Source organism: Lactobacillus taiwanensis, from assembly GCF_017894345.1.
Lineage (GTDB): Bacteria > Bacillota > Bacilli > Lactobacillales > Lactobacillaceae > Lactobacillus > Lactobacillus taiwanensis.
Genome location: NZ_CP059276.1, coordinates 1,023,849 through 1,040,089 on the forward strand (window position 1 = coordinate 1,023,849; position 16,241 = coordinate 1,040,089).

Sequence of the window (16,241 nt, forward strand, 5' to 3'; positions counted from 1 at the left end):
AAATATATAGAAAAAGGCGATATTCCTTCCCAGAAATATCGCTCTTTTCGTATCAACTATTTATGATTAGTTATTCTTTTTTCTCTTGTCTCCCAATCCAAATAATGAAAGTACACCAGTTAATCCAAGTAGTGCTGCACCAGCAAGAGTTAAGCTAGAATTCTTCTTACCTGTTTGTGGTAAAGTAGCCTTCTTGTTTACTGGAGTGCCATTCTTATGACGAACAGCATTTCTCTTAGGTTGAACTGAATTTGTAATTACAGTTTGTTCCTTACTTTCACTCTCAGTATTAGTGCTTACTTGGTTAGTGTTCTGAGCAGTATTGTTTTCTTCATTATTGTGATCTGGAGTTACATTAGTTGAAGAATCATGACTTTCAGTATTGCTGTTGTCAGCAGCACGAGCTGGAATCTTCACAGCTTCGATGGCTTTAATACCAGCTTCGGCTTCAGCATCAACTTCTGCATTAGTTGTAGCATTGAATACCTTTGTCTTAGTCTCAGTAGCAATATCAGTAATTTGACTGATTAATTCGTCTTTTTGCTTTTGATCAAGATCAGCTTGCATGATTTCATCAGTCTTTTTCTCCAAAGCATCATCGATTTCCTTAATAGCATCATCCTTACTTTCAACTAAGCTTGGAACTTGAATGCTATTAATGTCTTCTAAGCCCTCAGTCTCTGCTTCTTTAACATCATCATTTGTTTGAGCATTATTAATGGCCTTAGTAGCATTATCAGCCACTTGGTTTACTTGGTCAATTAAGTTTTGCTTCATTTGATCAGTTAAATTATCAGCCTTATTGATTTCGTCAATCTTAGCTTCCTTAGCAGAGTTAATTGCTTCCTGAGCATCTTTTTGGACACTATCTAAGGTTGGAATGAACAAGTTAGTAATTTGATCAATTGCTTTATCACGAGTGTCAGTAATAACTTCATTTGTAGTTGTTGCTGGATCGTTAAGCTTATTAATTGCGTCTTGAGCAATCTTATTCACTTGATCAATTAAGTTCTTTTGTTCATCTGTACTTAGATTCTTAGCTTCTTCAATTTGACTGTTCTTAGCTTTTTGAACTTGCTTAATTGCGTCAATTGCTGCCTGTTTAGTTTCAGTTAAACTTGGAACGTTAACATTTGCAATATTTTCAATTCCCTTGTTTTCTGCCGCAGTAACAGCCGCATTAGTAGTTGCATTGTTAATAGCAGCCTTAGCAGCATTGGCAATTTCAGTTGCTTGATTGATTAAATTAGCTTTTTCTAAATTACTTAAGTTAGATGCATGATTAATTTCATCCTTCTTAGTGTTCAAAGCATCTTCAATCGCATTATTTGCTGCCTTCTTAGAATCTTCTAAGTTAGTGAAGTGAATATTGTTAATATCAGCAACACCCTTATCTTCGGCGGCTTCAACTGCAGTATTAGTAGTTGCACTGTTGATAGCAGCCTTAGCAGCATTGGCAATCTCAGCTGCTTGATTGATTAAATCAGTCTTTTCTGAATCAGTTAAGTTAGATGCGTTGTTAATTTCATTCTTCTTAGAATTCAAAGCATCATCAATTGCTTGATTTGCATTCCTCTTAGCATCTTCAATACTTGGAATTGAAACATTTTCAATGTTCTTAACTCCAGTATCTGCAGCTTCCTTAGCTTCATCATTAGTTTGAGCATTATTGATTTCATTAATTGCTTCAGTAGCAACCTTCTTTGCTTGATCAATAAGCTCTTGCTTTTCGTCTTGACTTAAGTTAGATGCGTTATTGATCTCCTCTTGCTTTTCATTTAAGGCTTTGTTGATAAGATCAATACTTTCCTTCTTGATGTCGGATAAACCTGGAACAGTAATGTCTGCAATAGCTTTTTCACCATCAACTTGAGCAGTTTCAACTTCTGAATTAGTAGTTGCATTGTTGATATTATCTTTAGCAGTAGTTGCAGCTTCAGTTGCTTGATTGATTAAAGCAGTCTTTTCTTCAGAAGAAATGTTAGTTGCATTATTGATTTCATCCTTCTTGTTCTTCAAAGCCTGATCAATTGCAGCATTCGCTGCGTCCTTAGCTGGAGAAGTAGTTGGAACGTTAATATTATTAATGTTCTTAACTCCTTCTTCTTGAGCACGAGTTACTTCTTCAGGAGTAGTTGCTTCTGCAATCTTTTGTTTTGCATTATCTGCTTCATTATTGATTAGATCAGTGTAAGCTTGTTTTTCTTCATCAGTTAATGAATCGCTGATTTCCTTAAGCTTACCAGCAGCTGCATCGTCGATAGCTGCATTAGCAACATCTTGATCAATTGCTAATTTTCCATCATCGACTGCCTTCTTAACGTCGTCGTTACTCTTAGCATTATCAATTGCTTCTTGTGCTTTCTTAGCAGCAGAGTCAATTTGATCTTTAGCTGCTTGTTTTTGCTCATCAGTCAAGTTGTTATCTTGATCAATTGCCTTCTTAGCTTCATCAACTTCGTTGTTAAGATCAGTAGTTGCTTGTTCCTTAGCTGCTGATTTAGCTGAGATTTCAATACTATTGATCTTGTCAATACCGTTGTTTTGAGCTTCTGCTACTGCAGCGTTGGTAGTTGCGTTATCAATTGCAGTATTAGCAGCATTTTGTGCTTCAGCTACTTCTTGCTTCAATGCAGCTTTTTCTTCAGCTGTTAAGTTTGAAGAATCGATTGCATTGTTCTTAGCTTCAGCAGCTTCTGCTACTGCCTTCTTAGCAGCTTCTTTAGCTACCGATTCAGTTGGCACTTCAGTATTATTAATATTCTTAATGCCACTTTCTTGTGCAATACTTACAGCTTCTGGAGTAGTTGCATTATTAACTGCTTCTTTAGCATCTTGAGCCTTTTGATCAACTTCATTATTTAAAGCAGCCTTTTCTTCATCAGTTAATGGTGATTTAGAAATTTCAGCCTTCTTACCAGCAACTGCATTGTCGATTGCTGCATTAGCAACATCTTTATCAATTGCTAACCTACCATCGTCAACAGCCTTCTTAACGTCCTCATTAGTCTTAGCATTGTTGATGGCATCTTGAGCAGTCTTAGCATCAGAGTCAATTTGATCTTTAGCTGCTTGCTTCTCTTCGTCAGTTAAGTTGTTATCTTGGTCAATTGCCTTCTTAGCTTCATCAACTTCGTTGTTAAGATCAGTTGTTGCTTGATCTTTAGTAGCTGATTTAGTTGGTACTTCAATACCATTAATTGTCTTAACACCATTTTCTTCTGCTTCAGTAACTCCCGCATTGGTAGTTGCATTATCAATCGCAGTATTAGCAGCATTTTGTGCTTCAGCTACTTCTTGCTTCAATGCAGCTTTTTCTTCAGCTGTTAAGTTTGAAGAATCGATTGCATTGTTCTTTGCGTCTGCAGCTTCGGCTACTACCTTCTTAGCTGCTTCTTTGGCTGCTGATTCGGTTGGTACTTCAGTATCATTGATCTTCTTAATACCATTTTCTTGTGCAGTACTTACAGCTTCTGGAGTAGTGGCATTATTGATTGCGTCTTTAGCAGCTTGTGCCTCTTCATCTACTTCATCGTTTAAAGCCGCCTTTTCTTCATCAGTTAATAGTGATTTAGAAATTTCAGCCTTCTTGCCAGCAACTGCGTTATCGATGGCCGCATTAGCAACATCTTTATCAATTGCTAATGTACCGTCATCGGTTGCTTTCTTAACATCGTCGTTAGTCTTAGCATTATCGATTGCTTCTTGTGCCTTCTTAGCGTCAGAATCAATTTGATCCTTAGCTGTTTGCTTCTCTTCATCAGTCAAGTTGTTGTCTTGATCGATTGCATTCTTAGCTTCATCAACTGCAGTATTAAGGTCACTTGTTGCTTGTTCTTTAGTAGTTGATTTAGTTGGTACTTCAATACCATTAATTGTCTTAACACCATTGTCTTCTGCCTCAGTAACTCCAGCGTTGGTAGTTGCATTATCAATCGCAGTATTAGCAGCATTTTGTGCTTCAGCTACTTCTTGCTTCAATGCAGCTTTTTCTTCAGCTGTTAAGTTTGAAGAATCAATTGCATTGTTCTTTGCGTCTGCAGCTTCGGCTACTGCCTTCTTAGCTGCTTCTTTGGCTGCTGATTCGGTTGGTACAGTAACATTATCAATTGCCTTAACACCCTTGTCCTGAGCTTCAGTTACTGCCGTGTTTGTAGTTGCAGCATCTATTGCTCTATCTGCTGCGTTTTGTGCTTCAGTAACTTCTTGCTTCAATGCAGCTTTTTCTTCAGCTGTTAAGTTTGAAGAATCAATTGCATTGTTCTTTGCGTCTGCAGCTTCGGCTACTGCCTTCTTAGCTGCTTCTTTGGCTGCTGATTCGGTTGGTACTTCAGTATCATTGATCTTCTTAATACCATTTTCTTGTGCAGTACTTACAGCTTCTGGAGTAGTGACATTATTGATTGCGTCTTTAGCAGCTTGTGCCTTTTCATCTACTTCATCGTTTAAAGCCGCCTTTTCTTCATCAGTTAATAGTGATTTAGAAATTTCGTTCTTCTTACCAGAAACTGCGTTATCGATGGCCGCATTAGCAACATCTTTATCAATGGCAAGCTTACCATTATCAACAGCCGTATTAACCTCATCATCAGTAGTAGCATTATCAATTGCTTCTTGCGCTTTCTTAGCATCAGAATCAATTTGATCTTTAGCTGCTTGCTTCTCTTCATCAGTCAAGTTGTTGTCTTGATCGATTGCGTTCTTAGCTTCATCAACTGCAGTATTAAGATCAATTGTTGCTTGTTCCTTAGCAGGTGACTTAGTTGGAATTTGAATATCTTTAATTGCTGCGATGCCGTCTTCTTTAGCAGTTGTTACTGCTTCATCAGTTGTTGCACTGGTAATATTTGATACTGCGTTACTGTATTCTGCTTGAACTTTATCTTTCAAGCTGTTCTTTTCATCAGTAGTTAAATCACTAGCATCATCAATTGCCTTATTCTTAGCATCACGTGCTACATTCAATTCTTCAATAGCTTCTTGTTGCTTCTGAACTAAGGTTGGAATAGTAATGTTATTAATATTATCTAAACCGGCTGTTTCTGCACTCTTGACTGCATCATTAGTTTGAGCGCCCTTAATTTCCTTAGTTGCATCATCGGCAGCTTTATTTGTTTGATCAACCAAAGCCTGCTTTTCTTGATCAGTTAAGTGAGTAGCGTTGTTAATGTCAGTAAGCTTAGCATTCTTAGCACTTTCAATTGCATTGAGAGCATCTGTTTGTGCTCCCTCTAGAGTTGGAATAAATAGATCAGTAATTTGCTTGATTGCGTCATCACGTGTTGCAGTAACTGCATCATTAGTAGTAGTAGATGACTCATTAATCTTATCAATTGCATCGTTAGCAATTTTATCTACTTGATCACTTAATTCTTTTTGTTCTTCAGCACTTAAGTTAGATGCAGCAGAGATTTGCTTATTCTTAGCATCTTGAACTTGTTTAATTGCATTAATTGCATCTTGTTTAGCTTGAGCTAAGCTTGGAACAGTCACATTAGCAATATCTGCAATACCCTTATTCTGTGCGTCAGTCACAGCATCATTGGTAGTTGCATTGTTGATATTATCTTTTGCATTTTTAGCTACTTCACTTGCTTGATTGATTAAGTCTTGCTTTTCTTCAGTACTTAAGTTAGATGCATTATTAATTTCATTTGTTTTAACTTGCAAAGCATTGTCAATTGCAGTGTTTGCTGCATTTTTAGCATCTTCTAGTGAAGTAAAGGTAATACCTTTAATGTTATCAATGCCAGCATTAGCTGCATCGCGAGCATCATCGTTGGTAGTGGCCTTTTCAACATTATTCTTAGCAGTAGTTGCTGCTTCAGTTGCCTGATCAACTAATTTTTGCTTTTCAGTATCATTCAAGTTAGAAGCATTGTTAATCTCATTTACTTTAGTGTTCAATGCGTCTTCAATTGCTTGGTTAGCATTCTTCTTAGCCTCATCAAGACTTGGAATAGTAACATTTTCGATATTTTGAACACCAGTATTTGCTGCTGCCTTAGCATCATCATTTGTTTGAGATTGGTTGACGCTGTTAATTGCTTCAGTTGCGGCATTAGTTGCAGCATTGATCAAACCTTGCTTTTCATCTTGAGAAAGGTTAGAAGCATTGTTGATTTCCTCAGTCTTGGCATCTAAGGCCTTGTTAATTAGATCAATACTTTCCTTCTTAATATCAGACAAGTTTGGAACTGTTACATCAGCAATTGCTTTTTCACCATTTGTTTGGGCAGTATCAACATCGACATTAGTAGTAGCATTGTTGATATTGTTCTTAGCAGCATTGGCTGCTTCAGTTGCTTGATTGATTAAGTCAGTCTTTTCTTGAGCGTTGATATTAGATGCATTGTTGATTTCATCGGTCTTCTTTTGAAGAGCATCATTGATGGCAGCAATTGCATTATCTTTGGCTGAAGAAGTGGTTGGAATTTCGGTATTATTAATTTCATTTACACCGTTTGTTTGTGCAGTAGTTACTTCTTCAACAGTAGTTGCGTTAGCAATATTTTGTTTTGCATTATTTGCTTCAGAATTAATTAAATCAGTGTAAGCTTGTTTTTCGTCAGTAGTTAGTGGATCTTGAATTTCCTTAAGCTTACCAGCAACTGCATTATCGATTGCTGCATTAGCAACTTCTTTATCAATTGCAACCTTACCACTGTTAACTGCATTGTTTACCTCAGTATCAGTCTTGGCATTGTTGATGGCATCTTGAGCAGTCTTAGCATCGGAGTCAATTTGATCTTTAGCTGCTTGTTTTTGTTCATCAGTCAAATTGCTATCTTGATCAATTGCTTTCTTAGCATTTTCAACTTCGTTGTTAAGATCAGTAATTGCCTTTTCCTTATTTGCTGATGTTGTTGGAACTTTAATGCCGTCAATTGCACTAATACCATTGTCTTTAGCTTCAGTTACGGCTGCGTTTGTTGTTGCATTGTCAATTGCAGTATTTGCAGCGTTTTGTACCTCAGTAACTTTTTGTTTCAAAGCAGCTTTTTCTTCAGCTGTTAAGTTTGAAGAATCAATTGCAGCATTCTTTTCATTAGCTGCATTAGCTACGGCTTCCTTGGCTGCTTGTTTTGCTGCTGATTCAGTTGGTACGTCAATATCATTGATATTCTTAATACCATTTTCTTGCGCAGTAGCTACAGCTTCTGGAGTAGTTGAAGTGTTAATTGCTTCTTTAGCAGTATTTGCCTTTTGATCTACTTCATTATTCAAAGCAGTCTTTTCTTCGTCTGTTAATGGTAAGTTAGAAATTTCTGATTTCTTACCAGCGACTGCATTATCAATGGCTGCATTAGCAACATCCTTATCAATTGCTAATGTACCATCAGCAGCTGCATTCTTAACATCATCATTAGTCTTTGCATTGTTAATAGCATCTTGAGCACTCTTAGCATCAGAATTAATTTGATCTTTAGCTGCTTGTTTTTGTTCATCAGTCAAGTTACTGTCTTGATCAATTGCTTTCTTAGCTTCATCAACTGCAGTATTAAGATCAGTTATGGCTTGTTCCTTAGTAGCTGATTTAGCTGGTACATCAATACCATTAATTGCCTTAATACCTTTGTCTTCTGCTTCAGTCACTGCTGCATTTGTCGTTGCATTATCAATTGCAGTATTTGCAGCGTTTTGAGCTTCAGTTACTTCTTGCTTCAATGCTGCTTTTTCTTCATCTGTTAAGTTTGAAGAATCAATTGCATTGTTCTTTGCGTCTGCAGCTTCGGCTACTGCCTTCTTAGCTGCTTCTTTAGCTGTTGATTCAGTTGATACTTTAATGCCATTAATTGCATTCATGCCATTGGTTTGAGCTTCAGTTACTGCTGCGTTTGTTGTTGCATTATCAATGGCTTGATCTGCAGCGTTTTGTGCTTCAGTTACTGCTTGCTTCAACGCAGCTTTTTCTTCATCTGTTAAGTTTGAAGAATCAATTGCAGTATTCTTTGCAGTTGCTGCGTCAGCTACTGCTTTCTTAGCTGCTTCTTTGTCTGCTGATTCAGTTGGTACTTTAATGCCATTAATTGCATTCACGCCATTAGTTTGAGCTTTAGTAACTGCAGCGTTGGTAGTTGCTTTATCAATGGCTTGATCTGCAGCGTTTTGTGCTTCAGTTACTTTTTGTTTCAAAGTAGCTTTTTCTTCATCTGTTAAGTTTGAAGAATCAATTGCAGTATTCTTTGCAGTTGCTGCGTCAGCTACTGCTTTCTTAGCTGCTTCTTTGTCTGCTGATTCAGTTGGTACTTTAATGCCATTAATTGCATTCACGCCATTAGTTTGAGCTTCAGTTACTGCTGCGTTTGTTGTTGCATTATCAATGGCTTGATCTGCAACATTTTGAGCTTCAGTTACTGCTTGCTTCAACGCAGCTTTTTCTTCATCTGTTAAGTTTGAAGAATCAATTGCAGTATTCTTTGCAGTTGCTGCGTCAGCTACTGCTTTCTTAGCTGCTTCTTTGTCTGCTGATTCAGTTGGTACTTTAATGCCATTAATTGCATTCACGCCATTGGTCTGAGCTTCAGTTACTGCTGCGTTTGTTGTTGCATTATCAATGGCTTGATCTGCAACATTTTGAGCTTCAGTTACTTTTTGTTTCAAAGTAGCTTTTTCTTCATCTGTTAAGTTTGAAGAATCAATTGCAGTATTCTTTGCAGTTGCTGCGTCAGCTACTGCTTTCTTAGCTGCTTCTTTGTCTGCTGATTCAGTTGGTACTTTAATGCCATTAATTGCATTCACGCCATTAGTTTGAGCTTCAGTTACTGCTGCGTTTGTTGTTGCATTATCAATGGCTTGATCTGCAACATTTTGAGCTTCAGTTACTGCTTGCTTCAACGCAGCTTTTTCTTCATCTGTTAAGTTTGAAGAATCAATTGCAGTATTCTTTGCAGTTGCTGCGTCAGCTACTGCTTTCTTAGCTGCTTCTTTGTCTGCTGATTCAGTTGGTACTTTAATGCCATTAATTGCATTCACGCCATTAGTTTGAGCTTTAGTAACTGCAGCGTTGGTAGTTGCTTTATCAATGGCTTGATCTGCAGCGTTTTGTGCTTCAGTTACTTTTTGTTTCAAAGTAGCTTTTTCTTCATCTGTTAAGTTTGAAGAATCAATTGCAGTATTCTTTGCAGTTGCTGCGTCAGCTACTGCTTTCTTAGCTGCTTCTTTGTCTGCTGATTCAGTTGGTACTTTAATGCCATTAATTGCATTCACGCCATTGGTCTGAGCTTCGGTCACTGCTGCGTTTGTTGTTGCATTATCAATGGCTTGATCTGCAACATTTTGAGCTTCAGTTACTGCTTGCTTCAACGCAGCTTTTTCTTCATCTGTTAAGTTTGAAGCATCAATTGCATTGTTCTTTGCAGTTGCTGCGTCAGCTACTGCTTTCTTAGCTGCTTCTTTGTCTGCTGATTCAGTTGGTACTTTAATGCCATTAATTGCATTCACGCCATTGGTCTGAGCTTCGGTCACTGCTGCATTTGTTGTTGCATTGTCAATTGCTTGATCTGCAGCGTTTTGTGCTTCAGTTACTTCTTGCTTCAATGTAGCTTTTTCTTCATCTGTTAAGTTTGAAGCATCAATTGCATTGTTCTTTGCAGTTGCTGCGTCAGCTACTGCTTTCTTAGCTACTTCTTTGACTGCTGATTCAGTTGGAACTTTAATGCCATCAATTGCAGTAACTCCATTTGTTTGTGCTTCAATTACAGCATCATTAGTCGTTGCCTTAGTAATTTCCTCTTTTGCCTTATCTGCAGCCGTATTAGCTTCTTTTATTAACGCAGTCTTTTCATCAGTAGTTAGATCACTAGCTGAATTAATTTCTTCTAATTTCTTAGTTAAAGCATTGTCAATTGCTTTATTTGCATCCGACTTCACAGTATCTAAGCTTGTTGGACCAATCTTCTTAATTGCATCAACACCAGCTTGGCCTGCTTGAGCTGCTTCGTTGTTTGTCGTAGCTGTTTCAATATTTTCTTTAGCCTTATTGGCTTCAGCAGTTGCTTGATCAATTAGATCTTTCTTTTCTGCATCACTAAGATTATCAGCTTTGTTAATTACCTCAGTTTGAGCAGTAAGAGCATCATCTACTGCTTTATTGGCTGTCTTTTTGGCATCCTCCAAGCTTGGAACAGTAACATTATTAATATTAGTTGTTCCTTCATCTTGTGCAGTTTTAATTGCATCAGCTGTAGTTGCTTGATCAATGGCTTCTTTAGCATTATTAGCTGCATCAGTTGCTTCTTTGATTAATTGATCTTTAGTTGTTTGATCAATATTGTTAGCATCGTTGATTTCCTTAGTCTTAGCGTTAAGGGCATCATCAATTGCTTCTTTTGCAGCATTTTGACTATCAGTAACGCTTGGTATCTTTACATTGTTAATTGCATCAACACCATCTTGGCCCGCTTTAGTTGCTGCATCATTAGTTGTAGCTTTTTCAATAGCAGCCTTTGCGGTAGTTGCTGCATCAGTTGCTTCTTGAATTAACTGATCTTTTGTTGCTTGGTCAATATTGTTAACGTTATTGATTTCCTTGGTCTTATCAGCTAATGCTTGATCAATTTCTTTGGCTGCGTTAGTTTTAGCATCATCTAAACTTGGAATTTTTACCTTGTTAATCTTAGTAATTCCTTCAGTTTTAGCAGTGTTAACTGCATTTGCATCGGTTGCTTGATTAATAGCAGTATTAGCATCCTCTGCGGCTTTCTTAGCGTCCGCAATTAATTGATCCTTAGTAACTTGATCAATATTAGTAGCGTCAGTGATTTCGGTAGTCTTAGTATCTAAAGCCTTTTGAATATCTTCAGTAGCAGCAATCTTAGCATTTGCAAGGTTACTATCACCATTCAAGCCATTGATTGCATCAGTAATAGCCTTGGCTGCATTGTTTACTTCTGCCTGAGTTGCATTAGTATTCTTTAAAATCTCTTGACCAGCAGTAATTGCATTGTTAAGAGCTTCTTGATTTGCTTGGTCGGCGTTAGTATAGTTACCAGTTTCCTTAGTATTATTAGCATTGGTTAAAGCTGTTTCCAAGGCTTCAGTATTAGTAGCCTCGCCTTTAAGGTTATCTTTTGCTGCATTAATTGCATCTAAAGCATTCTTAACGTCACTTGCCGATGGATTTGTTTCATTCAAAACTGCTTGCCCAGCAGTAATTGCACTATTATATGCTGTTTGGGCTTCTTCACTACCGTTGTAGTATGCAGGCGTAATTCTTACATTTGGCGCATCCTTAACAGCAGCTTCTAAGGCAGCCTTGTTTGCAGCTTCAGTCTTAGCATCCCCATTTAGGTTATTATTTGCAGTTTCAAGATCTTGAAGAGCTTGGTTTACTTCTGCTTGAGTTGCATTAGTTTTATCTAAAACTGTTTGTGCAGCTGTAACTGCATTATCATATGCAGTCTTTTGAGTTTCGTCTGCATTAGTATAGTTATTGCTTTCTTTTACAGTTGCAGAATTGTCAACTACTTTTTGAAGCACTGACTTATCAGTTGCTTCACCCTTAAGATTACCCTTAGCAGTATTAATGGCATTTAAAGCATCTGTAATTTGAGTAGCAGTTGCGTTTGGATCAGCTAAAACTGTTTGACCAGCACTGACTGCCTTATCATAAGCAGTTTTAGCTTCATCAGAGCCATTGTAGTATGCAGCATCATCTGATTTTACAGTAGGTGCTTCATCAACTGCTTTTTGAAGAGCTTCCTTACTTGCTGCTTTCTTAGCATCACCATTTAAAGCATCTTTTGCGTTATTAATGGTGGTCAATGCATTATCTACTTCAGTTTGAGTAGCATTAGCATTACTTAAAACTGTTTGACCGGCACTGATTGCATCAGTGTAGGCTCTTTGTAAATTAGCATCAGCATTGGTATAATTATTGCTTGATTCTACTGTTGATGCTTGGTCAATAGCATCTTGAAGTTCAGTCTTATTGGTTTCTTTACCAGTTAAAGCCTTCTGAGCATTTTGAATGGCGGTTACGGCATCATCAACGTCAACTTGATCGTAATTATTTGGATTGGCAAGAATGTCTTTACCAGTTGAAATTGCATCAGTATATGCCTTTTGAGCTTCTTCAGTAGCATTGTAGTAACTTGCTTTCTTTTCTTCTTCTGGAGCAGCATCTACTAATTCTTGAAGAGTAGTGGTATTAAGTGCACGTAATGCTGCCACACTTTCAGTTTGAGAGGATTCAACGAAATCTTTTGTAGCAGTAACTGCAACTTGTGCATCATCAGTCAAGCTACTTGCAAGTTTTGATAAATCAATAGAGAAGTTACCACCAGTTGAAGCAGTTTGTGCAGCGTAATCAACATTGTCTGAAGTTACTGTACCGTTAGTGTTGGTGTACACAGTATAATTTCCGACTACTGGCACATTAGTGCTTACTCCACCAACAGTAACAGTTACATAAATTGGGTTGTTGCTACCACTTGAAGCAACAGTACCAGTCAATATATTATTCTTACTTAAATGAAGGTTAGATAGAGTAACGTCTTCACCAGCCTTAACAAGATCAATCAAGTTCTTGTTAGCAAGACCTTCTCCAACTTGCTTAACAGTATTTTCATCTTGTGACGTAATAGTGTAAGAAGTAGCATTACCATTTCTATCATAAGTTACATCAATTTTGCCCAAAGGCTGTGATTCGTTTCCATCAGTAACCGTCTTAACACGGGTGAAATTGATAGTACCATTTTTAATTAGTGACTTACCAGTACTGGTATTTGCGGAAAGATCGATAGCAAATGAATCTGGTTGATCTGAAGTGAATGTACTACCAGATGATAAATTAATAGCAGTTAAAGCACCTGTACCGTCAGCACTAATCTTAAAGTTAGAGTGAGGCGCAAGTTTAACTGTTCCCTTACCCGAAATTGACATCAAATTATCGTTGTAACTTCCAGTATTAGTAGCACTTAAATTAAACTTACCACCATTACCAACATTAATTGCTGCATTACCTGCAATGTATACTGGGTAACCATTATCTCTAGTACTTGGAGTACCAGTTGAATTGATATTCAAATCACCATTTACATTAAGAGTGGCATCAGAATTTAAATATAAAGCACCAGCTACATCGCTATCACCGCTAGCTTTTTCAGTATTAATAGTTAAGTTAGCACCTTTATCAACGTTAATTGTAGTATTGGCGTTTGAAGCAATCGCCCGGGCAATTCTTCCAGTTCTAATACCATTACTATTTTCTGGATTTCCCTTAGAATGTGGGTTAATAGTTACATTAGCACCATTTTTAACGTCAATTGTAGCTGTACCACCATCAATTTCAAGTACATTTGAGTTGGTTGTCCCTAAGGTCACATTACTGTTTCCATCAAAAATAATATGATTTCTTCCACCCTCAAATTGAAGAATTTGTTGGGTGTCCCCACCTTGACTGGAACGTGATTTACCATCAATTGGACTAGTGTATGATCCTACTGTAGTAGCTGTAACTTTGTTCTTAAATGTAACGGTTGCATTAGTATTAGAAGCCGTATAAATAAGCTGTGATCCAGTGAAGTCTACATTATCATATACATACCCACCAGCATTATAAATTACTCCCCAGTAACTACGTGCATAGATATCCAAGTCCTTGAAAGTTACTGTGTTTGGGGTACTCATGTTAAAAACATAGCCAGAAAAATCAATAGTATGTTTTACACCATTTGTTGCAGATTTAATTGTAAAGTCTCTGGTATTAATTCTTGAAACATATGTATAGTTAGAATCAGTAACTGTCGCAAGATTAATATCATTAGCCACATTAATAGTTGTAGCAGATCCTTTTTGAATTGCATTGATTAATCCTCGAGCATCCGTAACTGTTACTGCATTAGGATCCTCTGCTTCAGCTGCAAGTGCTCTAGTTGTCACTTTACTTTCAGTAGCAGCTCGCGCACTAAGGAATGATGCATTCTTAACTGCTTCATTTACATTAAACGTATTAGTTGAAACCTCAGTAGTTGCATCATCTACTGAATTGTTCAAATCAGTAGATGCATTATCAATAGTTGCTGTTTTTACTTTTTCTTCGTCAGTCTTTGCAGTTTGAGTTTCAGTGTTCTTAGTCTCTACATTAGGAGTAGCAGCTTCAGTCTTTACATTTTTTACTACTTTTTTATTAACATCAGTAGCAGTATTTGTCTTAGCGGCTGCTTCATCATTTTTCTTAGCTACATCATTAGTTGCAGTATTCTTTGTTTCTACTTCCTTAGTAGCAGTTTCTTCAGTTTTAACAGTTTCAGTAGCTGCAGTCTGCTTTTCATCTGACTTACTTTCAGTATTTTCACTACTCTTGTTAAATTCGCTAGCATTATTAGGAGTATGAGCCTTGTAACTAGAAACAACTGTACTGTGATCAAGATCATCAGTTACTGTACTTTTAGCTTGATTAGTATTTGATTTTTCTTCACTCTTATTTTGAGTATTAGTATCAGCACTTTGATTATTGTCTGTCTGTTCTTTATCTTGTGAACTTGTTACCACAGACTTATTGCCATTATCAACCGTATCAGCAGATGCTTGTTGTCCGTTATACAAGCTAAAACTTAAGCCGATTAAAACGGATGCAGCACCTACACTAAATTTACGAATAGAGAAACGTTGTTTTTCGTCTCTCATTTTTTTATTTTTCATTTCAATATTATTCTTTGAAACCATATTTTTCCTCCAATGACAAATTTAAGTCGATTCAATTAAAAATTGTTGTCTATTCAATTTGGCTTAAATTTAAACCTATTGATTTTATCATTCCCTTACTGTTATTTAAAATTAAATATAATAAAAAAATTATACAAATACACACAATTCAATTATTAATAATTATATAGTAACATGTGTCTCCATTTCATTCTACAATATCGGATTATTTCTAATATTTTCTTTAATAAATTTCTTTCTCTATTAAATAACTTTTTTCTATTCAGTGTTTATTAGGTATAGTATTATTTATTAATTTCTCATTACCGATTAAAAGTCATTTTCGACCGATGACTGACAAAATAAAGTAAAAATATCTCATATCGATATAATTTAACTTGAAAGGAGTAAGAAATGAAATTCAAGTTGTTTATTAATCCAAACAGTCAAGAAATTGTCGAGGCTACTGTTCATCGAAAAAGTGATTTTTCTACTCAATTAAAGCAATTCGTTTTATCAAGCGATAATTCAAATATAATACCTGCCTATGATGATAAAGACTTAATTATGCTTAACTTAGACAGTACTATAATATTTACAATTATTGAAAATAAGATTTTTGCTATCTACAATAATAAGCAATACCGCATCAGAAAAAGACTCTACCAAATCGGAGACATTCTCCCCACCAATTGATTTATTATCTGCTAAAAAATGTAAATGATATCCAGCAGCTGCCATTCCTTGGAACATCTTCAGTGCAAAGTAACCTATAGCTGTACTGGAAACATCAGTAGATTCAAAAACGGCTTGTTCATCTGCTACTTGCAATAAAGTCTTGTAAGGTCTTGACTGCTTTTCAACTACTCTTGTTTTAACAATTGAAAAAGTTTCTACAATTTTAACTGTAAAAAAGACATTTTTATAAGGATAGTCAGCTAAAATCCTATCTTCTAATTCTTTTTGAGTTAAATTCTTGACCTTAAAACTATCTTTTATCTCTTCAAAATGAATAGAAAACTTCAAATCAACTGCTTCTAATATAGATATATCACAAATCCATTCTATAATAGAACTTGAATAAAAATAAATTTAAGCGAGGAATAGACATGGTTAGCATCTTAAATAATCAAACTAGTAATGAAGAATTCTTAAAATTTGCAACTAATGAAGTTCACAATGTTGATGTTGCTACAACGCATCATGGTGCACCTTCTGCTCAGGTTTGTGATCTAGTTTTAAATAAAAATGGTAAGCTCTACATTGTTACCTCTAGCCAAAATCCCTTCTTTCAAGATTTGATCCATCAACCTAAGGTGATTATTAATGGGTACAAAGGAGATGGCACGATGGATTCATGTGGTTTTTCAATTCGGGGAACAATAAAAAATGTCGAACATAAATATATTGACGAAATTTTTGAAAAAAATGATTATTTAAATGAAATATATGCAGATGATATTGAAGGTGCAAAAGAAGATCTACGGGTTTTAGAAATTACACCAAAAGAAGCAGCCTACTTAGATCATCGTACTCATCCTATTTTTACAAGAAAATTTGAATTTTAATTAATCATTTTTCCTACATAACTA

The 16,241-nt window shown here is 36.3% G+C and carries 3 protein-coding genes; 1 reads left to right on the top strand and 2 read right to left on the bottom strand.

What is annotated here, in order from left to right:
- Positions 1–66: 66 nt before the first annotated feature.
- Positions 67–14,670: a DUF1542 domain-containing protein gene (locus H1A07_RS04945; RefSeq protein ID WP_210144494.1), complete on the bottom strand. Its 14,604-nt coding sequence runs from the start codon at positions 14,668–14,670 to the stop codon at positions 67–69.
- Between the two features lie 555 nt (positions 14,671–15,225).
- Entirely contained in the window at positions 15,226–15,675 is a 450-nt protein-coding gene (locus tag H1A07_RS04950) for an acetolactate decarboxylase (protein WP_244974091.1), read from the bottom strand.
- An 83-nt stretch (positions 15,676–15,758) separates the two neighbouring features.
- On the opposite strand from H1A07_RS04950, the gene H1A07_RS04955 reads away from it, so the two are divergent.
- The gene (locus H1A07_RS04955) at positions 15,759–16,217 is read left to right on the top strand and encodes a pyridoxamine 5'-phosphate oxidase family protein (protein ID WP_057719274.1); all 459 of its coding nucleotides are present in this window, start codon (positions 15,759–15,761) and stop codon (positions 16,215–16,217) included.
- Positions 16,218–16,241 lie beyond the last annotated feature (24 nt).